The organism is Thermobacillus sp. (genome assembly GCF_003390775.1).
Lineage (GTDB): Bacteria > Bacillota > Bacilli > Paenibacillales > Paenibacillaceae > Thermobacillus > Thermobacillus xylanilyticus.
Genome location: NZ_QEWA01000032.1, coordinates 43694 through 64837 on the forward strand (window position 1 = coordinate 43694; position 21144 = coordinate 64837).

General features: G+C 64.8%; 21 protein-coding genes and 1 tRNA gene. 13 read left to right on the top strand and 9 right to left on the bottom strand.

The window, feature by feature from the left end; translation table 11 throughout:
* Positions 1-52: 52 nt before the first annotated feature.
* From C6W55_RS05870 to C6W55_RS05880, 3 genes are read left to right on the top strand one after another with little or no spacing between them, the layout of a single operon-like run.
* Complete coding sequence (locus C6W55_RS05870; protein WP_286891884.1) at positions 53-1630, top strand: RsmB/NOP family class I SAM-dependent RNA methyltransferase; 1578 nt, start codon at positions 53-55, stop codon at positions 1628-1630.
* Complete coding sequence (locus C6W55_RS05875; RefSeq protein ID WP_213484795.1) at positions 1630-2391, top strand: pseudouridine synthase; 762 nt, start codon at positions 1630-1632, stop codon at positions 2389-2391. Before C6W55_RS05870 ends, C6W55_RS05875 begins: the two co-directional genes overlap by 1 nt.
* A gap of 32 nt (positions 2392-2423) precedes the next feature.
* Positions 2424-3230, top strand: a complete 807-nt coding sequence (locus tag C6W55_RS05880; RefSeq protein ID WP_213484796.1) for a Cof-type HAD-IIB family hydrolase — start codon at positions 2424-2426, stop codon at positions 3228-3230.
* 66 nt (positions 3231-3296) lie between these two features.
* Here the strand turns inward: C6W55_RS05880 and C6W55_RS05885 are convergent, their stop codons facing one another.
* Both C6W55_RS05885 and C6W55_RS05890 read right to left on the bottom strand, forming a co-directional pair.
* Complete coding sequence (locus tag C6W55_RS05885) at positions 3297-3389, bottom strand: sporulation protein YjcZ (protein ID WP_083883146.1); 93 nt, start codon at positions 3387-3389, stop codon at positions 3297-3299.
* 150 nt (positions 3390-3539) lie between these two features.
* A complete protein-coding gene (locus tag C6W55_RS05890) occupies positions 3540-5033 on the bottom strand; it encodes an RsmB/NOP family class I SAM-dependent RNA methyltransferase (RefSeq protein WP_213484847.1) in 1494 nt (497 codons plus the stop codon).
* A gap of 166 nt (positions 5034-5199) precedes the next feature.
* Here C6W55_RS05890 and C6W55_RS05895 point away from each other — a divergent pair, with 166 nt between their 5' ends.
* Positions 5200-6198: a glycosyltransferase family 4 protein gene (locus C6W55_RS05895; protein WP_286891891.1), complete on the top strand. Its 999-nt coding sequence runs from the start codon at positions 5200-5202 to the stop codon at positions 6196-6198.
* 63 nt (positions 6199-6261) lie between these two features.
* Here C6W55_RS05895 and C6W55_RS05900 read toward each other — a convergent pair whose 3' ends face one another.
* Positions 6262-6492 carry a 3-dehydroquinate dehydratase gene (locus C6W55_RS05900; protein WP_286891893.1) on the bottom strand — a complete coding sequence of 77 codons (231 nt, stop codon included), beginning with the start codon at positions 6490-6492 and terminating at the stop codon, positions 6262-6264.
* 149 nt (positions 6493-6641) lie between these two features.
* Here C6W55_RS05900 and C6W55_RS05905 point away from each other — a divergent pair, with 149 nt between their 5' ends.
* Positions 6642-6905 carry a hypothetical protein gene (locus C6W55_RS05905; protein ID WP_286891894.1) on the top strand — a complete coding sequence of 88 codons (264 nt, stop codon included), beginning with the start codon at positions 6642-6644 and terminating at the stop codon, positions 6903-6905.
* Positions 6906-6915: 10 nt separating this feature from the next.
* On the opposite strand, the gene C6W55_RS05910 is transcribed toward C6W55_RS05905, so the two are convergent.
* Positions 6916-7665 (bottom strand): TraX family protein, encoded by a 750-nt coding sequence (locus C6W55_RS05910; protein WP_286891895.1) that lies wholly within the window; start codon positions 7663-7665, stop codon positions 6916-6918.
* An 18-nt stretch (positions 7666-7683) separates the two neighbouring features.
* Positions 7684-8847, bottom strand: a complete 1164-nt coding sequence (locus C6W55_RS05915) for a GGDEF domain-containing protein (protein WP_286891896.1) — start codon at positions 8845-8847, stop codon at positions 7684-7686.
* Positions 8848-8953: 106 nt separating this feature from the next.
* On the opposite strand from C6W55_RS05915, the gene C6W55_RS05920 reads away from it, so the two are divergent.
* The 4 genes from C6W55_RS05920 to C6W55_RS05935 all read left to right on the top strand — a co-directional run bounded on the left by C6W55_RS05920 (position 8954) and on the right by C6W55_RS05935 (position 16144).
* On the top strand, positions 8954-10105 hold the full coding sequence (locus C6W55_RS05920) for a glycosyltransferase family 4 protein (RefSeq protein WP_286891897.1): 1152 nt from the start codon (positions 8954-8956) through the stop codon (positions 10103-10105).
* Positions 10102-11385: a metallophosphoesterase family protein gene (locus C6W55_RS05925; RefSeq protein ID WP_286891898.1), complete on the top strand. Its 1284-nt coding sequence runs from the start codon at positions 10102-10104 to the stop codon at positions 11383-11385. The genes C6W55_RS05920 and C6W55_RS05925 overlap by 4 nt, the downstream gene beginning before the upstream one ends.
* Positions 11386-11897: 512 nt before the next feature.
* Positions 11898-15113, top strand: a complete 3216-nt coding sequence (locus C6W55_RS05930; RefSeq protein WP_286891899.1) for an AAA family ATPase — start codon at positions 11898-11900, stop codon at positions 15111-15113.
* A 233-nt stretch (positions 15114-15346) separates the two neighbouring features.
* Positions 15347-16144: a reverse transcriptase domain-containing protein gene (locus tag C6W55_RS05935; protein ID WP_052835853.1), complete on the top strand. Its 798-nt coding sequence runs from the start codon at positions 15347-15349 to the stop codon at positions 16142-16144.
* A 177-nt stretch (positions 16145-16321) separates the two neighbouring features.
* On the opposite strand, the gene C6W55_RS05940 is transcribed toward C6W55_RS05935, so the two are convergent.
* Together C6W55_RS05940 and C6W55_RS05945 are read right to left on the bottom strand one after the other, a co-directional pair.
* Complete coding sequence (locus C6W55_RS05940; protein ID WP_015254375.1) at positions 16322-17359, bottom strand: YkvI family membrane protein; 1038 nt, start codon at positions 17357-17359, stop codon at positions 16322-16324.
* A 212-nt stretch (positions 17360-17571) separates the two neighbouring features.
* The gene (locus C6W55_RS05945; protein ID WP_286891900.1) at positions 17572-18276 is read right to left on the bottom strand and encodes a hypothetical protein; all 705 of its coding nucleotides are present in this window, start codon (positions 18274-18276) and stop codon (positions 17572-17574) included.
* 158 nt (positions 18277-18434) lie between these two features.
* On the opposite strand from C6W55_RS05945, the gene C6W55_RS05950 reads away from it, so the two are divergent.
* The 3 genes from C6W55_RS05950 to C6W55_RS05960 all read left to right on the top strand — a co-directional run bounded on the left by C6W55_RS05950 (position 18435) and on the right by C6W55_RS05960 (position 19740).
* The gene (locus C6W55_RS05950; protein WP_015254377.1) at positions 18435-19004 is read left to right on the top strand and encodes a xanthine phosphoribosyltransferase; all 570 of its coding nucleotides are present in this window, start codon (positions 18435-18437) and stop codon (positions 19002-19004) included.
* Between the two features lie 94 nt (positions 19005-19098).
* On the top strand, positions 19099-19437 hold the full coding sequence (locus tag C6W55_RS05955) for a hypothetical protein (protein WP_015254378.1): 339 nt from the start codon (positions 19099-19101) through the stop codon (positions 19435-19437).
* Positions 19438-19527: 90 nt separating this feature from the next.
* The gene (locus C6W55_RS05960) at positions 19528-19740 is read left to right on the top strand and encodes a hypothetical protein (protein WP_408646080.1); all 213 of its coding nucleotides are present in this window, start codon (positions 19528-19530) and stop codon (positions 19738-19740) included.
* A 62-nt stretch (positions 19741-19802) separates the two neighbouring features.
* Here C6W55_RS05960 and C6W55_RS05965 read toward each other — a convergent pair.
* Together C6W55_RS05965 and C6W55_RS05970 are read right to left on the bottom strand one after the other, a co-directional pair.
* Positions 19803-19889: transfer RNA gene (locus tag C6W55_RS05965), tRNA-Leu, on the bottom strand.
* A 111-nt stretch (positions 19890-20000) separates the two neighbouring features.
* Positions 20001-20732 carry an N-acetylmuramoyl-L-alanine amidase family protein gene (locus C6W55_RS05970; RefSeq protein ID WP_286891901.1) on the bottom strand — a complete coding sequence of 244 codons (732 nt, stop codon included), beginning with the start codon at positions 20730-20732 and terminating at the stop codon, positions 20001-20003.
* Positions 20733-20908: 176 nt separating this feature from the next.
* On the opposite strand from C6W55_RS05970, the gene C6W55_RS05975 reads away from it, so the two are divergent.
* Entirely contained in the window at positions 20909-21121 is a 213-nt protein-coding gene (locus C6W55_RS05975; RefSeq protein WP_286891902.1) for a YqzE family protein, read from the top strand.
* Positions 21122-21144: the final 23 nt, after the last annotated feature.

Genomic DNA, 21144 nt, shown 5'->3' on the forward strand with positions numbered 1-21144 from the left:
ATCTATACTAACAAAATTGATGTTACAATATTGAGGAAAGTGAGGGGCAAGGATGTCCATCCGGCTGCCGGAGCCGTTCGTCGCCCGCATGCGAGTGCTGCTCGGCGATGAATTTGACGATTGGCTGGCGTCGTACGGGGCGCCGCGCCGGTACGGCCTGCGCGTCAACACACTGAAGACGGACGGCGAATCGTACCGGATGCGATCGCCGCTTTCCGCCGGCCTGAAGCCGGTGCCGTGGGCGGAGGCCGGCTATTACTATTCGGAAGAAGATCGGCCCGGCAAGCATCCGCACTATCATGCCGGGCTTTATTATATCCAGGAGCCGAGCGCGATGGCGCCCGCCGAGCTGCTCGACGTGCGGCCGGGTCACCGGGTGCTCGACCTGTGCGCGGCGCCGGGCGGCAAGTCGACCCAGATCGCCGCGAAGCTCAAGGGGCAAGGGCTGCTCGTCGCGAACGACAACGCCCGCGAGCGGACGAAGGCGCTCGCCCGCAACCTGGAACTGGCCGGCGTCCGGAACGCCGTCGTCCTGAACGAGGAGCCGGAGCGGCTCGTGCCGGTCTTCCGCGCGTTCTTCGACCGCATTCTGGTCGACGCGCCCTGCTCGGGCGAAGGGATGTTCCGCAAGGACGAGTCGATGATCGCCGACTGGCTGCGGCATCCCGCGGCGCATTGGACGTCGATGCAGCGGGAGATTCTGCGCCATGCGGCCGAAATGCTTGCGCCGGGCGGCGTGCTCGTCTACTCGACCTGCACGTTCTCGCCGGAGGAGAACGAGGAGCGGATCGCCGAACTGCTCGCGGAGCGGCCGGATTTCGAGGTCGTGCCGGTACCGCCCGCGCACGGCTGGGCGCCGGGCAGGCCGGACTGGGTAAGCCTCGAAGGGATCGATCGCCGCCATGTCGATGCGGTCGCCGGTACGGTGCGTCTCTGGCCGCACCGTATCGAAGGCGAGGGCCACTACGCGGCCGTGCTGCGCCGCAAGGTCGAAGCCGGCCGGGAGAGCGTCGCGGTGAATCCGCGTCCGGGCGGCCCGGACGACGAGTCTGCAGGTACGCCCGGCAGGCCGCGCTTGAAGACGCGGCAATATGCCGGCAGACGCGGAAATGGCGGCAAGCCGGGACAGCGCGGGAAGGCGCGCGGATACATTGCAAATGTCAGCGATGCGGATCCCGTGGACGCATGGCGGTCATTTCAGGAGGAACTGCTGCCCGGACTCGGCGGACTGCCCGGCCGGCTGGACGCGGTCGGGGAGAAGCTGTACGCGCAGCCGGCGGGCGTTCCGGATCTGTCGGGCTTAAGCGTCGTGCGCCACGGCTGGCTCCTGGGGGAAGCGCGGCGCGGACGTTTCGCGCCGTCCCAGGCGCTGGCGATGGGGTTGGCGGCGGAAGAGGCCGCGCGGCGCGTCGAATACGGCGCTGACGAGCCGGAAGCGCTGAAATATTTGAAGGGCGAGACGCTGCCGCTCGAGCCGGAGCGGCTGACGCTCCGGCCCGGCGAAGACGGCCGATTGCCGGATGCGGCCGGTTACGCGCTCGTCTGCATCGACGGCTATCCCGTCGGCTGGGGCAAGCTCAGGGACGGCCTGCTCATCAACGAGCGGGCGCCCGGATGGAGGTGGATGTAATGGCGCGCGGGATGCGGCTGGACAAGCTGCTCGCCCATGCGGGCTGCGGCACGCGGAGCGAGATCAAGCGCGCGGTCAGGCTCGGCCGGGTCGAAGTGAACGGCGCGCCGGCCCGGGACCCGGGCATGACCGTCGATCCCGAAGGCGACGCGGTCAGCCTGGACGGCAAGCCGGTCCGGTACCGGGAATATGTCTATTTCATGCTGAACAAGCCGCCGGGCGTCATCTCGGCGACCGAGGACGCGCGGGAGAAGACCGTCATCGACCTGCTGCAGGCGGAAGACCGGGTGCGGAACCCGTTTCCCGTCGGCCGGCTGGACAAGGATACGGAAGGTCTGCTGCTGCTCACGAACGACGGACGACTGGCGCATGAGCTGCTTTCGCCCCGGAAGCATGTGGACAAAGTGTACGAAGCGGTCGTGGCGGGCGCGGTCGGCGAAGCCGATGTCCGGGCGTTCGAAGCGGGCGTGACGCTGGACGACGGATACCGGACGATGCCGGCGTTGCTCGCCGTCACGGAAGTGCGGGAGTCGGAGGACGGCCCGCTGTCGCAGGTCTCGGTCACGATCCGGGAAGGAAAGTTTCATCAGGTGAAACGGATGTTCGAAGCGGTCGGCAAGCGGGTCGTCCGGCTGCGGCGGATCGCGATGGGGCCGCTCCGGCTCGATCCTTCGCTGCCGCCCGGAATGTATCGCGAACTGACGGAGGAAGAGATGGAGGCGCTCGCCGCGATTGCGGCGGGCGCGTGGTCCGAACGTTGACGCCGGACGGATGGGAGAGGAGAGAATGCAACATGAACCGAAAATTCGACCTGATCGCGATCGATGTGGACGGAACGCTGCTGAATGACCGGCACCAGCTGACGCCGACGGTGATTGAAGCGGTCCGGGAAGCGGCGGAGAGCGGCGCCGAGATCGTGCTCGCGACCGGCCGCGGACCGATCAACTCGATTCCGCTGCTGGAGGAAATCGGCCTTGCGGGCACGCTCATCACGCACAACGGCGCGGCGACGGTGGAATCGGAAGGACGCAGGGTGCTGCACAGCTTCAGCATTCCGCACGAGGCGATGGTCCCCTATATGGAATATTGCCGCGAAAACGGCGTCCATTTCGACATCAACACCGCTTTCGACATGTACAACGAATCGTCGACACCCGAGGCGGATGCCATGTACGTCCATTACCGCGTCGTGCCGATCCGCCGCCGGCCGGACGATCCGCTTCCGCCGGACCTCGTGAAGTTCACGGCGTTCGGCTCGAAGGAACAGATGGACCGCGTGCAGCGCGAGTGGGAAGCGTGGGACAGTCCGCTGCGCCGCATCCGGAGCGGGGACTGGTTCATCGACGTCCAGCATGCCGACGTGAGCAAGGGGAAGGCGCTTGAGCGGCTGGCGTCGCTCAGGGGCATCGACCGGAGCCGCATCATGGCGATCGGAAACTATTACAACGACATCGACATGCTCCGATTCGCCGGCCTCGGGATTGCAATGGGCAATTCGCCGGACGAGGTGAAGCGGGCCGCGGACGCCGTGACGCTCTCGAACGAGGAGGACGGCGTCGCGCATGCGATCCGCCGCTACGCGCTAGGGGCAAGCTCATGAGGCGCCTGAAAATGGGAAATCCGCCGGAAGGCCGGCGGATTTCGTCGCTTTCGGTTCGCGAAGGAATCAGTACAGAATGCCGCGGGATACGATGACCAGCAGGATGAAGAGAACCAGGATCACACCCGTGGACGTGAATGCTCCACCTACACCGGACATGTAACACCCTCCCTGAACGCATATTCCGGTTGCGGGCGTCGTTCTTTCCCCCGCGTCATCCGGTCTAAAGTATAATATGGCGAGGGATGGGGTTCGTTTGGACGAATGCCCCGCGGCATTCAATTTTGGGCATGCGCGGACAAGGGCGGATCAAGGGCGGCGAAGGCCCTTGGGCAGCCGGTTGTTGATGCGGCCGCCGCTCGCCTTGCCCCAGCCGAGCGGCAGGCCGTCGACGGCGACGAGCCCCCAGCCGGCGAGATTCGCGTCCGCCGGCAGCGCTTCGCCGCGCAGCCAGGCGGCGGTCTCCGGCGCGTCCGCCGCGAAGGGCAGGCACCAGCGCGCCGCCGAAGGACGGAGGTGAAGCGCCAGCGCATGGGCCGGTTCGAACCGGTCCTTCGGCAGGTCGCCGAGATGCAAGCCCGGCCGGAGCACGCGCAGCCCGTCCAGCAGATGCGGAGCGAAGCGGCCGCCGCCGTCCGGCAGCCAGTACAGCTGCTGGCCGAACGCGAGCGGGCCGCCGCCCGGCAGATCCTCGTCCGGGGAGAAGCCGGGGAGCGCCTCCGCGGCGAAGGCGCGGAACCGGGCGAAGCCGCCGCCATCGCGCCTGCCGGCGTCGCGTCCGCCTTTGCGCCCGCGGCCGGCGTGCGCCCCGGCGGCCGCCCGTCCGCCCTCGTCCGCGTCTTCCCTGCGGACGAGCAGCGCCGCATAGTGGCCTTCGCCGCGCTCCCGATGCGGGAACAGGCGCAGCGACCGCCTCAGCTCGAAGTCGGGCCGCCGCTCGAGGAACCGTTCAATCGTCTCCTCGTTCTCTTCGCGGTTGAACGTGCAGGTTGAGTATACGAGCCGGCCGCCCGGTCGAACCATTTTCGCCGCTTCGCCCAGAATGCCGGCCTGGCGGACGGCGCAGGCGGTGACGGCCGCTTCCGACCATTCGCGGACGGCGTCCGGGTCCTTGCGGAACATGCCTTCGCCCGAGCACGGGGCGTCGAGCATGACCGCGTCGAAGTAAGCGGGGAACCGCTTCGCCAGCCGGTCGGGCGGCTCGTTTGTGACGACCGCGTTCGCGATGCCCATCCGCTCGATGTTCTCGCTGAGCACCCGCGCGCGGGCGGGGTGAATCTCGTTCGCGACGAGCAGGCCTTGCCCGGCCAGCCGATCGGCGATCTGCGTCGCCTTGCCGCCGGGGGCGGCCGCCAGGTCGAGCACGAGCTCGCCCGGCTGCGGGGCCAGCAGCTCCGCCGCCGACATGGCGGAAGGCTCCTGGATGTAGTACAATCCCGCCGCATGATAAGGATGGCGGCCGGGGCGGCTTTCCGGAGCGTAGTAGAAGCCGCCGGGGCACCAGGGCACAGGCTCGAGGCCGAACATCCGATGCAGCTTGTCCGGCTCCAGCCTCAGATCGGCCAGCTTGCGGCCGTTCAGCCGCAGGCCGTACGCCCGGGGTTCGCCGTAGGCGCGCAGAAACGCCCCGGCTTCTTCGCCGAGCAGCGCTTCCATCCGGCGGACGAACGCTGCGGGCAGCGGCGGCCTGTCCGCCGCGCCCGGCGCTTCCTCGTCCGCATCGTGCCTGTCGGAGACGGCGGGCAGCTTCGTCACGGGGGCCGGCATGACGTTTTCGTTCGTTTTTTTGTCCCGATTGCTCAATGTCCTCAGTCCATTCCGTTGCTTGCAGTCGATCGAACGCATTATACCACAGCGGCCTGCGGATTCGCACGAACGCCGGGCGAACCGCGGGTCTGTCCTTCACGAACAGATCGTTATATGATCGAAATATCTGGACAAGTCCCACCCGGAAAGGAGCCAACTTCCGTTGACCAAAGTCGGACTCGTCATGCGCAAGATTCAGTTCACCGAAGCCCAGGGCCCGCGCATTTACGCGGAGCGCCTCAAGGCGATCGCCGCGGACGAAGGGATCGAGATCGTGTTCGTGCAGCCGGAGCGCCATGTGAGCGGATATGACCAGGCGCCGGGATTCGAATACGAGAAAGGCGATCTCGTCAACTACGACATCGTGCTCGACCAGCTGTACAGGGAAAACATCGACCACGTCATCTGCACGGTGTCCGGGTTTACGTTCCTGAAGCTGTTCATCGACAAATGCGTGCTGTTCCCGCATTCGTACCCGCATCCCGCGCTCACCGGCGCCGACATGATGCGGCCGTTCTACTCGATCGTCGACAAGGCGATCGTCCACACGGAGTATCTCAAGCGGCGGTTCGCCGAAGATTTCGGCGTCACCGACGTGGACGTCATTCCGATCGGATTCGAGGAGGAGCTGGCGCGGCGGCATTACGACCCGTCAGCCGTCGTGAAGAATCGCGTGCTCTGGATCGGGCGGGACGAGCCGAACCGGCGGCCGGAGATTCCGATCGCATACGCCAAAGCCCATCCGGACGCGGAAGTCGTCATGGTGTTCGGCGGCCTCCGGTACAAGGAGAGCATGAAGAAATACGACATTCCGCCGAACGTGAAGCTGATGTTCGCGCTCGGCCGGGACGACATCTTCAGATTGATGAACTCGGCGAAAGTTTACTGGAGCACTTCGGTGTTCGACACGTTCGCGATGCCGCTGGCGGAGGCGATGGCGATGGGCAAGCTGATCGTAAAGCCCGACCATCCGTGCTACGGGCATATTTCCGGCCGCCACGCGTTCGCCGGCAATCCGGACAACTGGTTCGAACTGGTCAACATGGCGCTCGCCGCGCCGGCGGCCGTGTCGGAAGACAACCGCGAGCGGGCGTTCGAACGTTTCTCGGAACGGGTGATGCGGGAAGGGTATCGGAAATTTTTCGCGAAGTGGATCGGTTAGGAACGGAAAAGGGCGAACGCCTTGGCGGCGTCCGCCCGGGATGGAGGGAATGACGGAAGTCCGTCAATACAGTGAAATCGTGCGCGTGTCGTGCTCGCTCATCGCATGCAGCGTCGCTTCGCTGCCGACGATCTCGATGCTGATGAGCGACTGGATGCAGCGGCGCAGCGCCGCCTTGCCGGTCTGAAGCTTCCGGTTCAGCACTTCGCCCAGCATTTCGAGCGCCTTCTTGGGATTCGTGTCTTGCATATATACGGGAATCGGCCGATCATGCAAGGAAATGAACGTTCTCATCGCAAATCTCTCCCTGCGAAAACTATGGTGCCATTATAACGAATTTAGATTAAAACTGTGTTAAAAATGATTCAAAACATTGTGATAAATGTTGTCCCGGGCGAAAAAGTTAACAAAATATTCACAAAACCTGCAAGGAGGGCAAGTACATGAAATTCAACATCCTTGGAGCGGAAATGCGGCGGACGGATGACGGCTATGTCGGCTCGGTGCGGTTTGAAGTGGAAGGGCACGGGCATCCGTATGAAGCGGCGCTTCACAGCAAGGACGGCACAGACTGGGCATACGGGCTGTTTTTCATGAACGAGTCCGGAAGCGAGCGCGACATCGATCAGGTGGAAGCGTATCTCGAGGAAAACGACGAAGCCTTCGATCTGCTCGTCGATGCGGCCTGGCGGACGCTGAAGGCTTGAAGCGAGGCGTTCATACCGCAACGAACGGCCGGATGGCGGCGAGCACGGCGAGGTGCGCCGGATAGAACGACAGCCACAGCCAGCGGGGTATGCGGATGCGGCCGGCCGCATCGAGCGCCTTCGGGGCATGGGCGATGAGCAGCGTGGCCAGCAGGCTGTACATCTGGTACGGCGGGGACCCCGGCAGCAGATACAGCGCGTTTAGGAAAAAATGAAGCGCCGTTGCGACCTGTCCCACGGTGAAGCGGTAGATCAGGACAAGCAGCAGCAGGTAGGCGCCGTAATCGAAGGGAAGCAGCTCCAGCAGCAGACATCCGCTTGCGGCGATGCTTGCAGTGGTTATGGGGCGCCATGCCGTTCCAAGGGAGTCTCCATGAGCAATGACCCCGGCTCGCAGACCGCGGGCGGATGTTGACGATATGGAAAGGTCGATCAGGCGCAGGACGGCGAGCGAGACGAGCAGCGTGAAGACGACGTTGAACTCGAACGATTCGTCCGGCCCCATCAGCGCGTATTGGTACGGAAGCTGCGAGAGGACGGCGATGGCGGCAAGCCGCAGCGCATAGCGGCGAAAGCTGCGCGTTCTGCCGTATCCGAGCACGAGCGCATAAGCATAGAGCGGCATCGCCAGCCGGCCGATATGGCGGAGCCACGGCGTTTCGGGAAACAGCACGATGCCGAGGTGGTCGATCAGCATCGTCAACATGGCGAGAAATTGCATCGTCTTCGCTCCCGTAGAGGGGACTTTCGGAATCAGCATGCGGACGGCATGCTGATTTTATTGCTTTTGGCCTGCCGCGGCGGCGGACGGGCGGTGAATGGTCACCTTGTTCTTGCCCGTCGTCTTCGACACATACATCGCTTCGTCCGCGCGGCGCATCGCGTCCTCCACCGACAGGCCCGCGCTTGCCGGACATACGCCGACGCTGACGGTGACGGGCGTCTCCCGCTCGACGCGCTGCCGGAACGTCTCGGCGATCGCGGCCGGATCGGCTCCGGGACGGGCGATGGAAGCGACCAGCTCCTCGCCGCCGTACCTTCCGGCCGTGCCGACGCCCGACACTTCCTCGGACAGGATCGCCGCCACCTTCTTCAGCGCTTCGTCCGCGGCGTGATGTCCCTGCGTATCGTTCAATTTCTTGAAGTTGTCGATGTCGCAGAACAGGATGGAGACCGGCAGGCCGTGTCCGGCGTAGCGGTTCGTCTTCTTCAGGAAATGCCGGCGATTGTACAGTCCCGTCAGGCCGTCCTTGATCGACGATATGTAAACGGACTGCATCCGTTCCAGCGTGCGCCGGAACAGGATGAAGAACAGGAGATGGTAGTAAAACGTGATGAGCAGCAGCCCGGCTGCCGGGATCCATGCCGGAAGCGCCGACGCCGAACCGGTCTCCGCGATGGCGATCAGCCGGCTCAGAAAATAAAACGCTTGCGCGGCCGCAACTTTCGCCTTCTGGCCGATGCGGGGCAGGATATAGGCCGGCATCAGGCCGGAGATGACCAGAAAGATGAGATCCACCGGCCGGAAGACGCCCGCTCCGTCTGCCGCGTCCGGGGCTTGTCCGCCTCCGCTGAACCATCCCGCGTCCAGGCCGAATTGCGCCGCGGCCGCGCCGGAGGCCAGCGCAACCAGCACCGCAAGCATCCATTTGTCGCTGCGGCGGAACGTGACATAGAGCGCCAGCACGGCGAAATTGACGAGAATGAACGACAGGAGACCGGCGCCGGCCGGAATGGCGTCCCGCGCCGCGCCGACCGGTTCGATCCAGGACGCCGGCGCAAGCATCAGCGCAACGATCAGCAGACGGTAGGAGGCGTGCCGGCGGTTCATTCTCCATTGGAGGACGGACATCACGATCAAAAGCCCGGCGACGGTCAACGCCGAGGCGGAGCAGGTGATCCGTCCGGCAGGCGAAAGTATCCATTCAAATGCAGCGGTCATGGTATCCCTTCCGAGCAGGCGTAATGGCTTCCTTTACAGAAACATATGTTCTATTATATCATGGTTTTGGCAGTTGCGTAACCGACTGTCGGAGGAGGAAGTCAGGATGAAGGTATTGCAGGCGTTGTTCTTTCCCCCGGAGCAGCCGGGCGGCGTTTCCTCCATGGTGCCGTACATCCAGGAAAGGTTCCTCAAGATGGGGTGGGACATGGAACTGTTCTCCATCCCGAAGCGGGTGCGCGGCAAAGGCAGTGAAGATCTCGAATTCGCGACGTTCGATGCCGGCGAATACCGGGGCAATCCCGTTGTCGACAAATATTTGCAGACATGCCGCGACTACTTGTGGTGGACGCGGCTGCGCATCAACAAAACCTATGATCTGATCCATGCCCATCATCCGATCCCCGCACTTGTCATGAAGAAGCTGTTCCCCGACACGCCCGTCGCCATGACGATCCATTCCAGCTACGAGCGCGAGCTCGTCCTGAACGGCAGAATCAAGCCGGACGGTCCCGAGCACCGGTTCCTGACTTCCCTGTACGGGGAACTGGAAACGAAGGTCGACCGGCTGCTGACCGTATCGTACTCATTCCGGGATTATCTGGCGCCGCACGTCAAGAATCCGGGCGGCATCACGGTCATCCCCAACGGATTCGACGAGAAAAGGTTCCGGCCCGTCTCCCATGACAACGAAATTCCGCAGCTCATCACCGTATGCCGGCTCGTGCCGGCGAAAGGGCTGGACATTCTGCTCAAGGCGTGCGCGCTGCTGAAACAGCGGGGGCATGCGTTCGTCCTTCACATCATCGGCGACGGTCCGATTCGCAAGGAACTGGAAGCGATGGCCGCCGAGCTGGATCTGTACGACGAAACGATTTTTTACGGATACATGCTGCACCCGGAAGAGTTCATGCCGTTCTTCGATATTTTCGTCCTGCCGTCGCGGGCGGAGGCGTTCGGTTCCGTGTTCGCCGAGGCGGCGCTCTGCTGGCTGGCGCTTGTCGGCACGAACGTCGGCGGCATCGCGGAGCAGATCCAGGACGGCGTGAACGGCCTGCTCGTGCCGCCGGATGATCCGGAGGCGCTCGCTGGCGCGCTCGAGAAGGTCGTCTCGGATCCGGGCTACCGCTACAATCTGGCGCGCGCGGCGTGGGAGAAGGCGAAGCGGGACTACTCGCTGCAGCGGGTGATCGCGCAGCTGAAGGAGGTTTACCTTGGCTTGACGCAGACGGCCGTGCAGGAAGGGGAGACGACGTGAATCCGTTCCGGTTCATCCATGCGGCGGATCTGCATCTGGGCAGCCCGTTCAAGGGGCTGGCGGGCGCGCCGGAAGCCGTCCGCCGCTGCTTTGCGGAAGCGGAATTCGGCGCCCTGCGCCGGCTGACGGACATGGCGCTGAGGGAAGAGGCCGATTTCGTCGTCATCGCCGGCGACCTGTTCGATTCGGCGGACCGTTCCCTGCGCGCCCAGGCGGCGCTTCACCGGTCGTGGAGCCGGCTTGCGGCCGCCGGCGCCCAAGTGTTCGCTATCCACGGCAATCACGATCCGCTGGGCTCGGGAAGCGCACGGTTCGCGCTGCCGGAAGGCGTGCATATCTTCAGCGCAAGCGGGAGCGCGGAGCACCGGCCGGCTTACCGGCGAGACGGCAAGCCGGCCGCTTTCGTTTACGGCATTTCGTACGACCGCCGGGCGGTTACGGACAATCTCGTCCCGGGTTACCGGCCGGCACCGGGCGCCGATTTTCACATCGCGCTGCTGCACGCGAACGTCGACGGCGATCCGGATCACGACGCCTATGCGCCGTGCAGGCTGAATGATTTGTTGGGCGCGGGGTTCCAGTACTGGGCGCTCGGCCATATTCACGGGCGGCGGGTGCTGCACGAATATCCCCATGTCGTCTATCCGGGCAACCTCCAGGGCCGTCATGCCGGCGAGACCGGTGCGAAGGGATGTTATCTCGTCGACGTCGACGCGTCCGGCGGCGTCAGGCTGACGTTCATGCCGCTGGATGAAGTCCGGTGGCTCTTGTGCCGCGTCTCCATCGAGGGAATTGCGGACGAGGAACAGCTGCTGGAGCGGATGGAGGAAAGTGCGGTTGGCGCGGTGTCGTCGGCGGAGGGGCGTCCGGTCATGCTCGAAATGGTGGTCGAGGGGCGCGGCCCGCTGCACCGCCGGCTGGAAACCCGCGGCACGGACGAGCTGCTTGCGGCCTTGCGCGAGCGGCTCGGCGAGCCGGCGGCCGATGACGGGGCCGGCTGGATCTGGGTGCACCGGCTGACGGTCCGAACGGCGCCCGATCTCGATTTCGACCGGCTCGCCGGGGAAGACAGCTTCGCGGGCGAAGCGGTGCGGCTGGCGCGCAGACTGGCGGCCGACCCCGAAGGCCGGGAAGCGCTGCTCAAGGAAGCGCTCGAGCCGATGACGCGGAACGCGCGGCTGCGGCGGCTGCTTGACAGCCGCGGCCTGACGTCTGCGGACGGCTTGCTCGAGCGAGCCGCCGCTCGTCTCGCGGGCATGCTGGAGCGGGAGGAGGCTTGATCGGCGGGTGCCCGGCAGCTTCGGCCTGCTGTCCGCGGACGGCTTGCTCGAGCGGGCGACGCCTGTCCCGCGGGCATGCTGGAGCTGGAGGTGGGCTGGGCGGCTTTTGGCATGGAGTCTCGGTTTTAGGTGCCGATCCAATGTTAGCTCGTAGGATGCGCTCCATGAAATCAAGGGCAAAAATGCACCACATGGGCGGAAAATTTGCCGGAATGGCTTGATGTGGTGCAGATTTGGGTTTGGTTCTTTTTATGCCATCGGAAGCTGCGGCACAGGAGGCCGGGGGGATTTTGTGTTGTGGCTGGGGATGTCGGCAATGCCGTTTGCGGCAGCTTGCGATGAGATGCGGAAGCAACGGATATATAGCATTGGGATGCTTGCCGGCTTGTGATGCGGCGGCAGTTGATGATTGACCGGCATGTAGTCAACCGTGCGGCGGCTGTGTTGGTGAGGCAGCACAAGCGTGTCGGATAGCGGCAACCGATTTGGAGGCAGATGCGGAGGGAGACGGCGTGAAGATTCGGTCGGCGACAATCGACGGGTTCGGCAAGCTCAGCGGCATCACACTCGACCTTGACGCCGATGCAGTCATCCTCGAGGGGCCGAACGAAGCGGGCAAGAGCACGGTGCTCGGATTCGTGCGAACGATGCTGTACGGTTTCGCCACCCGCGCGAATATGCCGGAGCGGCAGGAGCCGGTGTACGGCGGGCGGCACGGCGGCCGGCTGGCGCTCGTCTCCGAGCGCCACGGAGATTTGGTGCTGGAGCGGTATGCCGCAAGCGCGGGCGGCAAGCCGGTGCTGCGCGGCAGGCGGGGGGACGAGCCCGAAATTCTGGAGCAGCGGGAGCTCGAGCGGCTGCTGCTCGGCGGGCTGACCGGCAAAGTGTACCGCCAATTGTTCGCCGTCGGCCTGTCGGAGCTGCGCGACCTCGGCGCCGTGCAGGGCGAGGAACTGGGCCGATTCCTCTATCACGCGGGGATGGCGGACGGCAGACGGCTGGCCGAAGCCGAGCGTGCGATTCGCGAAGCGATGGACAAGCTGTACAAGCCGCGCGGCACGACACAGCCGATGAACCGGCGGATCGCCGAGCTTGAACGGATCGAGCGCGATCTGCGCGCGCTGCCGGACCCGGTCGCCCGGTACAACGAAGCATCGGAAGCGCTGGAACGGACGGAGGCGGAGCTTCGCGCGCTGGATGCGCGGCTGCCGGAACTGGCCGCCCTCAGGGGCGAGGCGGCGCGCGCCTTGAACATGCGGGCGAAATGGCTGCGCCTCCGCGAGCTGGACGCAAGGCGCGCCGCGCTGCCCGATCCCGGGCGGCTGACTGCCGACGCCGAGACGAAGTGGCGAATGTGGGCCGCCGAACGAGACCGGCTGGAACGCGAACGGCTGCGTCTGGAAGCGGCGCTGCGCGAAGCCCGGGCTGAACGGGAACGGTTGGTCATTCGAGGGGATTTGCTCGGGCTCGAACCCGAGATCGAGCGGCTGCTCCAGTCCGCCGAAGCGATGCGCGCGCTGGAACAATCGTGCGCCGATTGGCGTGCGGAACGTCGTCTCGAAGAGGAGCGGATGAACGCGCTGCTCGCTTCCGCCGGAACGGGGTGGACGGCGGAGCGGCTGCGCGGCTTCGCGGCCGGCGTGGCGGAACGCGATCGGATTCGCGCGTTCCGCGCCGAGCTGGGCGAGGCGGAGCGCGAAGCAGCGCGCTGCGCGGAGGCCGAACGTCAGATCGGCGAACAGGAACGCGAAGCCGCGGCGGAAGTTGCGGCCGCCGAAGCGGCTGCGGGGGCGGAGAGCGTCCGGGATGAGGCGGACGATCCGTTCGTCCCGAAGACAGCCGATGCGCTGCTTCGTGCGTGGGAACATTTCGAGGACGCCTGCCGCGCCTGGGAGATGGAGGCCCTGCGCGTCATGGGCGAGCAGCGCGCCCGCTCGACTCGCACGGCAAGCCGGCAGGGTGATGCCGGCGGAAGCGGCGCCGCCGCCGCGCTCGCGGCGGCGCTCGGCGCGGCGGGATTTGCCGCCGCGTATGCCGGCGCGCACGCCGCCGGCCTGGATGGCGCCGCCGCCTGGGCGGCGGGCGCTGTCGGCGCGGGGCTGGCCGCGCTTGCCGCGCCGCCGCTGGTTCGGCGGGGCATCGGGCGCGGGCGCGCGGGCGGGCCGCAAGCGGGAGAGGCGCTTGCGGCAGCGCGGCAGGCAGCCGCATACGGGCAGCGCGCGGCGGATGCGCTCGGGGCGCTGCTCAAGCGGCCGCGGGAGGCGGCCGAGCCGTTCGCGCCCCCCGCGCATGGCGCGCTGCCGGGCGAGGCGCAGCTCGCCGCTGCGGCTGCGGTGCGCAGCCGGCTGCAGCGCGCCGTGCAGGCGCGCCTCGATGCGCTGCGCGAGCGCGGCCTCGCGGCCGAGCGCGCGCTCGAGCACGCACGGCGGCTCGAGCGGATTCGCGCGCTGCGCGCGGAGCGCCGGGCGGCTGCAGCGGCCGCAGCCGCCCGGCTGGATGCGCTGCGCACGAGCTGGCGAAGCTGGCTCGAGAGCTGCGGACTGCCCGGCGGTCTGTCTCCCGAGGCGGCGCTGGAGACGCTCGACCGGCTGGAGATGGCCTCCGGCCATCTTGCAGTTATGGACCGCCTCGATGCGAAGCTGTCCGAGGCGGCCGGGCGGCTGCGTGCGCACCGCGCGGCGGTGCGGGAGCTGTGCGTCGCCGATGATGCGGCAGCGCGGCTCGCGGACGACGACCCTGCCGCCGCGCTGGAGTTGCTCCGCGCCGCCATCCGGCGCGAAGCGGAAGCTGCCGCTGCGGCGGCCGCGCTGGAGGCGCGGGTGAAAGAGCTCGACTTGCAGCTCCGGGAGACGAACGCGCTGCTGGCCGGCCATGCGGATACGGCCCGCGCCTGGTTCGAAGCGGCAGGCGCGGCGGACGAGCAGGCCTACGAGCGATTGCTGGCGGACGCGCGCGAAGCCAGGCAGCTGGATGAGGAACGAATCCGGATCGAGGTGGAGCTGGCATCCGGTCTGTCTGAAGAAGATCGGGAGCGGATGGAATCGCTGCTTGAACGGCATGACGAGGACGCGCTGCGCGGCCTTGCCGAGCGGACGGCGGAAGCGTGCCGCACGGCGGAGGAAGAGCGGGCGCGTCTGCTTGAGCTGCGCGGCCGGCTGAGCGAGACGCTCGAGCGGCTCCTTGCGGAAGACGTGCGGCGGCCGCTGCTGAACGAGCGTGAAGCGGTCATGGCGCAGCTGGCGGATGAAGCGGAGCGCTTCGCGGAACTCGCGGTCATGCAGGCGCTCATCCGCCGGACGCGCGAGACGTTCGAACGGGAGCGCCAGCCCGCCGTGCTGCGCCGCGCATCGGCATACGCGGAGGCGCTGACGAACGGGCGGTACGTGCGCATTGCCGCGCCGTTCGGCCGTTCGTCGATCGAGCTGGAATCGGCGGAAGACGGCCGCATCATCGACGCCGCGTTTCTCAGCCGCGGCACCGCGGAGCAGATCTATCTGGCGATCCGGCTCGCACTGGCCGACGAAGTCGAGACGGAAGAACCGCTGCCGATGCTGCTGGACGATCTGTTCGTCAATTTCGATGACGCGCGGCTGGACGCGGCCGCCGGGCTGCTCACGCGCATCGTCCGCGAGCGGCGGCGTCAGCTCATTTTTCTGACCTGCCACGCCCACACGGCGGAGCGGCTGGCGGGCAGGATGCCCTTCGCGAAACGCCTGCGTCTCGGATAGTCTTGCAACTTGCGAAGGCTGGCTGCACCAAAGCAAAAGCTCGACAACTCCAGCGAGCCCTGTACCTTGCAGCCAAGGAAAAGCCAACGAGGCGGTTCCATGCGCTGTATGACAACCGCTTCATCAAGGAGACATGCGGGCAGTTGAAGAATGGCACGTATCAGCCGTAGCCGGTTAAGCGTGTGGAGATTCCGAAGGGGGATGGAAGAACAAGACCCCTGGGCATCCCGACGGTGCGGGATCGGCTGGTTCAGATGGCGGCAAAGATCGTACTGGAAAGCATCTTCGAAGCGGACTTTCAGGATGTCTCCTACGGATTCCGCCCCAAACGGAGCGCCCATGACGCATTGAGGAAGATCATGGACACCGTGAACAATGGTCAGGTGTACTGGGTGGTGGACGTCGACATCATGGGGTACTTCGACAACATCTCGCATGAGAAGCTGATGAAACTTGTGGAGATGCGGGTGTCAGACCGAAAGATGCTCAAACTGATTCGCGGGTGGCTGAAAGCGGGGGTCATGAAAGATGATCAGTTTCATGAATCCGAGATCGGGAGCCCGCAGGGCGGTGTCATTTCGCCGCTGTTGGCCAATATCTACCTGAACTGCCTCGATACCATCCGGGCAAGGCGATTCGCCCATTTGGGAACATTGGTGCGATATGCGGATGATCTGGTTAGGGGCGGCCAACCGATTTCTGGCGAAGATCGACTGGTACCTCATCAAGAGGCTCATGATCTTCTGCCGGAAGAAGTACAAGAAGTGGTCGCTGAGACGATCCCGCTTCTACGAGATCCTGAGGGAAGCCAGACTGCGGTCCGCTACCACGTGGCGAAGTACGTATTGCGCAAGGTGAAGAACGTCGGAAAGCCGTATGAGGGAAAACCGCTTGTACGGTTTGATGAGGAGGGGCTGGTCCCCCAGCCCTTTACTCTACATCGCAGGGCAAGCGCGGACAGATACAGGGCAGGGGCCTGTCAAACGGAAGAGATGGCGCTGTTATGGCGGGGACGGCACGGCGATTCGTGAAGACGGTATGGGGGATAGCAGGTGTGGACGGCATGGCGATATCGCGTGGACAATACGGCGGTATAGCGGCGTTGGACGGCGCGGCTGATATCGCGGGGGCGGCGGCAAATACGGCGGGACACGCGTGAACCGCTTCCCGCCCGCCGCAGACTGCCATGCCCCCGGCCTGCGAGCCGATCATGCCCCCGACAGGCCCGGCCTGCGGATGATCTGGTACAGCCATCCGAGGCTGAGGGCGCCGAACAGCGGATACAGCGTCGAGAGCAGCGGACCGAAGCCGATCTGGCTGCCCGCCCAGCAGACGGTGAGCAGACCGGCGGTGATCGCCTGATCCGGCCAGCCGAGACGGGCGCTGAGCTGCAGCGTGAGGCCGTATATGTCGCACAGCAGCGTTGTAAAAATCTCGGCGAAAATCAGAAACGTGTAAATCCACTGCAGCAGAGAGCCGAGCTCGCGGGCGATGCCGCCCATCGGAATGTCGAACTGGGCGATGCCGGGCATCCGGGCGGCCAGCGCGATATGGGCGACGAGCAGCATCGCGCCGATGCCGATGCCGCCGAGCCACGCGCCGGCGATGATCGTCTTCCGGTCGCCGATGCGGCTGCCGATCGGCACGAGCACCGCCTGGGCCATCGACAGGTTGAACGCCGCATACAGCAGGGGGGACGCCCAGGCGGCAAGCTGCGGCGTGTCGTTGCGCATCGTCAGCCAGCGATCCGCGCCGGGTCCGTGCATGGTGTCCCACAGGATGAGCAGCGTGAAGACGAGCATCGCCGGCACAATGATCGAGTTGACGGCGAGCACTGCGCTCATGCCTCTCCGGAGCAGAAGGAAGACGAGGAAGATGGTGACGAGCAGTCCGGTCTGGTAGGAAATGCCGAGATGTTCCTTGAAAATCGCGCCCGCGCCGGCCAGCATGACCGCGTTGACGCCGAGCAGCACAACCAGCATGAACCGGCTGGCCCAGGTTCCCCAGCGCTCTCCGAACAGCGCCTGGTTGAGGCTTTCGTAGGAGTGGGCTTTGATGCAGGCGGATGCCAGCATCATGCGGGCGCCGATCCAGACGAACAGGACGGATGACAGCAGGATGCCCGCCGTGCCCCAGATGCCGTACCGGGTGAAAAATTGCAGCACTTCCTGTCCCGTGGCGAATCCGGCGCCGACGATGGTGCCGATGAAGGTGAAGGCGATTTGGATTGCTTGGACCGCTCTCATGGCGAAGCCCCCGTCCCGCAGGAATTGCGGCGGCCGAGAGGAAATGGCGCAGGAGTTCAGCCGGTGCGCAGGAGATCAGCCGCTGGAGGGCTTCCGGCGCATTTCCGCAACGGTGCCGCCTTCTCATGTGTATGCGCGGAAGCGGACAGGCATGACGAGCCTTCCGTCAAAAAAACAAAGCCCCCGGCAGAATCGATGCCGGGGCTTTCGTCTCAACGCTCCTTGAACAGCAGAACCGATGCAATCTTTTTCGTATTCGGGTCAAAATCGAATTTGAGCGAGACGCCGTCCCGTTCATAAAGCAGCACCGTGTCCGATGCATGGGACGGTTCGCCGAGGGCGTTCATCGTCTCATCGGCGGTGTCGCCGACGGCGAGTTCTCCGATGCCGGTCGCCACGTTCGCGCCGCTCACTTCGACGAACTGCACGCGGCCGTTCTCACCGACGCCGACCGAGAAACCGTCATATTCCAGAACCGTCATCGGCGGATCGGACAATTTGTATGTATCTGACGGATCGCCGAAGAGTTCCCGGACATCCGCTTCCCGCTCGCCGATGGCGATGCCGTGAAGCGCAGGCGGTTCCGCGTACCATCCATTCGCGTCCGGCTGGCGATGTTCGTTGTCCCGGCCGGCGGCGTTCGGCTCCACATTCGCGGCATCCGATGCGTCTGCCGCTGAAGCTGTACCGTCGACCGCTTCCGAATGCGGCGTCGTCTGACCGGCGGAAGCGGATGCGCCTTGATCCGAACCGCCCGCCGGATCTTCCGAGACGGCGCCGGGCGCCTGCTCCGGCGTCCGCTCCGTCCGGCCGGACGAACCGTGCCCGCCGCATCCGACGAGGGCGGACGTGGCGGCAATGCAAAGCGTCAGAAGCGCGGCCGATTTCGCGAGCGTACCGATGCGGCGGTTGCGCATGGTCCTCATCACCTTTCCCTATCCTATACATGTAGACGATTCAGAACCGGAAAAAGTTTCAACAAAACCGGCAATTCGGATCATCTTTTGTTGCGCCGCGGATGATCCGTATGATAATTTTAATGACATAGATCTAACGGCAGAAGGAATGGGATGCCATGGAACAGTTGAAACAGCGGATACTCGAGGAAGCTTCCATTCTGTCGACGGACGTGCTCAGACTGGATCGGCTGCTCAACCATCAGGTCGATCCGGAGCTGACGATGGAGATGGGGCGCGAATTCGCGCGCAAGTTTGATGGGGAAGGCATTACGAAGGTCATCACGATCGAAGCGTCGGGCATCCCGATCGCGTTCGCGACGGCGCTCACGCTGGGCGTGCCGCTCGTGTTCGCGCGGCGCAAGAAGACGCTGCTCGCGGAGCCGGACGCCTACAGCGAGCGGGTGCCTTCGTTCACAAAGGGTATTGTGACGGATTTGATGGTGTCGCGGCAGCTGCTCTCGCCGGACGACGTCCTGCTGTACATCGACGACATCATCGCCAACGGCGATGCGGCGAAAGGGCTGATCCGCATCATCGAGCGCTCGGGGGCGAAGCTTGCCGGCCTCGGCATCGCCGTCGAGAAGACGTTTCAACCCGGCGGCCGGCTGATCCGCGAGCAGGGAATCCGCGTGGAATCGCTCGTGCGCATCGCTTCGCTGGCGGACGGAAAAATCGCGTTCGAATGACGGCTTCTGGCAGCGATGCCTGCCACCTGTCTCTTTTCCTCCCGGTTGAATTATTTTATAATAGTCAAAAGTGAGCGAAGGGAGGCAGAAGGATATGGAGAAGCTTGAGCTGCCCGTTTCATTCTTCAAGTCGAAGTTGTCCGATGCCAAGACACATTTCGAACGCGCTCTGGATTGCAAGCATACGGAATTTGACGATTTGTATCCCTATATGATCGAACATCCGCAATTTTTCTGGTATAAGCGCTATGTCGCATGGTCGGAACTGCTCACCGTCGTGAAGTTGTGCGAGGAGCTCGGCATTCCGTGGCGGGAAGAATTCACGCAGCGGCAGGCCGGTTACATTGAAAACCGCGTCATGTCCTCCCGGGTGCTTGACGAATGGTACGAGCGGAATGAGTCGCCCGAGCATGTCGGGCACCAGCCGGAATAATCCATCTGTAATGATCCCGAAATGGACCGAAGCGGGGCCGTCCCTGCCGCGGTCCATTGTTGTACATGGAAGGAGGATGAAGAAGCCGTGATGACGGAAGCGCAGCTGGATGCTTACCGCGTCGCCGGAACGACGGTGCGGGTCGTGCGCGACGCGCTGGAAGCAAACGACGTCATCGGCATCGTCGTCGCCTGGGATGAGCGTGATGTGCTGATCCGCAGGCCGAACCGCAGAGTGGTGAAAGTGAGCCGCAGCTACCGGATCCAGCCGGCGGACGAGCCGCGCCTCGATCCGCTTGCGTAAGTTCCGGGGCAATTCCGGGCAACAAAAAACTCCAGGTTCACCTGGAGTTTGCTTGCCGGTTATGGTGCGGTCGAGAGGACTTGAACCTCCACGGTATTGCTACCACTAGAACCTGAATCTAGCGCGTCTGCCAATTCCGCCACGACCGCGTTTGCTGTTGTTCAGTTGACTGACGATGTTCATCTTAGCATGCGAGAGCGGCGCTAGTCAAGCCGCGTGTACAAAGTTCTAATTTTCAGTCAAAAAGTGGACCGCACGGATTACCCGGCGGTCCACAAATATTGCCGGATGCCGGCCGCGACCGCTTCGGCCAGCCGTTGCTGCCAGCGGGGATCGGTCAGCTTCGCGCGATCCGCCGGGCTGCTCAGGAACCCGAGCTCGACGATGACCGCCGGACGCTTCACCAGGTTGAGCAGATAGTACGGTTTGCCGACCCTGGGAAGCCTGCGGCTGCCGTATTCCCGGTTCAGCGCATCCTGCAGAAAGGCCGCAAGCAGCGCGCTTCTTCCTTCCTCCTGGTGCAGCACGAGCGGTCCGCTGGCCGATGGTCTTCGGGACCAGTTCACGTGCAGGCTGACAAGGAGCTGCACGGCGATTTCGTCCGTCAGCCCCCGGCGCTGCGACAGGTCCCGTTGATGCCGCGAGCGGGAAGGATGCCACCGGTTCTCGTCGCTCAGCGCGTAGTCGCCGGTCCGGTTCAGAACGGCGGGAATGCCCTGGCTGCGCAGAACTAGATAGAGCCGTTTCGCCACTTCCAGATTGATGTCTTTCTCAAGCACGCTGCCGTAATGGGCGCCGCCGTCGATGCCGCCGTGTCCCGCATCGATCAGCACTTCGGCCGCGGGCAGCGCGCGCTCGTATCGCGGCGTGTCCGCGGCGGGGGATGCGGGGCTTGAGCTTCGCGATGCCGATGTCGCGTGCGGCATGAAAACGGCGGCCAACAACGTCGCAGCGGCCGCGGCAGCCGCGTAAAGCAAGACTTTCGCGTTCATGATTCTGACCTCCGGCGCGTTCAGATGCGGGTGCAGGTTAGTTTTGCCGGCCCGTCGGCCGGCTTATGCGGGTTTAACGCGCGCCGGCTCCGGCCATAATGAGCATGACGCGGCATGACGACATGCCGGACCCGCCGCGGATCCAGGCGGGATCAAAGGTTCGGAGGGAAAGTCTCATGGCGGTCAAAGACGGTAAAGAATATGTCGCGTTCGTGACGGATCGGCTCGTCCGCTACATCGAGACGCCGGCGGAGGACCGCCGGCGCATGCGCAGGGACGCGCGGAGCCGGCGCGAACCGTTCCTCGCGCGCTGGTTCGGCTGGGCGCTGTACGGCTGGCTCATGCAGCGGCGCGCAAGGCGCGTGGGACAGCCGCACCGGCGCGGATGAAGCGGCGGCGAATCCGGCGGCGG

What these genes read in the sequence shown, in the direction of transcription:
- C6W55_RS05975 (WP_286891902.1), top strand. Translation starts at nt 20,909, where the DNA reads ATGGCGGTCAAAGACGGTAAAGAATATGTCGCGTTCGTGACGGATCGG.
- C6W55_RS05870 (WP_286891884.1), top strand. Translation starts at nt 53, where the DNA reads ATGTCCATCCGGCTGCCGGAGCCGTTCGTCGCCCGCATGCGAGTGCTG.
- C6W55_RS05900 (WP_286891893.1), bottom strand. Translation starts at nt 6,492, where the DNA reads ATGAGAACGTTCATTTCCTTGCATGATCGGCCGATTCCCGTATATATG.
- C6W55_RS05915 (WP_286891896.1), bottom strand. Translation starts at nt 8,847, where the DNA reads ATGACCGCTGCATTTGAATGGATACTTTCGCCTGCCGGACGGATCACC.
- C6W55_RS05905 (WP_286891894.1), top strand. Translation starts at nt 6,642, where the DNA reads ATGAAATTCAACATCCTTGGAGCGGAAATGCGGCGGACGGATGACGGC.
- C6W55_RS05955 (WP_015254378.1), top strand. Translation starts at nt 19,099, where the DNA reads ATGGAGAAGCTTGAGCTGCCCGTTTCATTCTTCAAGTCGAAGTTGTCC.
- C6W55_RS05920 (WP_286891897.1), top strand. Translation starts at nt 8,954, where the DNA reads ATGAAGGTATTGCAGGCGTTGTTCTTTCCCCCGGAGCAGCCGGGCGGC.
- C6W55_RS05885 (WP_083883146.1), bottom strand. Translation starts at nt 3,389, where the DNA reads ATGTCCGGTGTAGGTGGAGCATTCACGTCCACGGGTGTGATCCTGGTT.
- C6W55_RS05970 (WP_286891901.1), bottom strand. Translation starts at nt 20,732, where the DNA reads ATGAACGCGAAAGTCTTGCTTTACGCGGCTGCCGCGGCCGCTGCGACG.
- C6W55_RS05940 (WP_015254375.1), bottom strand. Translation starts at nt 17,359, where the DNA reads ATGAGAGCGGTCCAAGCAATCCAAATCGCCTTCACCTTCATCGGCACC.
- C6W55_RS05910 (WP_286891895.1), bottom strand. Translation starts at nt 7,665, where the DNA reads ATGCTGATTCCGAAAGTCCCCTCTACGGGAGCGAAGACGATGCAATTT.
- C6W55_RS05960 (WP_408646080.1), top strand. Translation starts at nt 19,528, where the DNA reads ATGACGGAAGCGCAGCTGGATGCTTACCGCGTCGCCGGAACGACGGTG.
- C6W55_RS05880 (WP_213484796.1), top strand. Translation starts at nt 2,424, where the DNA reads ATGAACCGAAAATTCGACCTGATCGCGATCGATGTGGACGGAACGCTG.
- C6W55_RS05875 (WP_213484795.1), top strand. Translation starts at nt 1,630, where the DNA reads ATGGCGCGCGGGATGCGGCTGGACAAGCTGCTCGCCCATGCGGGCTGC.
- C6W55_RS05950 (WP_015254377.1), top strand. Translation starts at nt 18,435, where the DNA reads ATGGAACAGTTGAAACAGCGGATACTCGAGGAAGCTTCCATTCTGTCG.
- C6W55_RS05945 (WP_286891900.1), bottom strand. Translation starts at nt 18,276, where the DNA reads ATGCGCAACCGCCGCATCGGTACGCTCGCGAAATCGGCCGCGCTTCTG.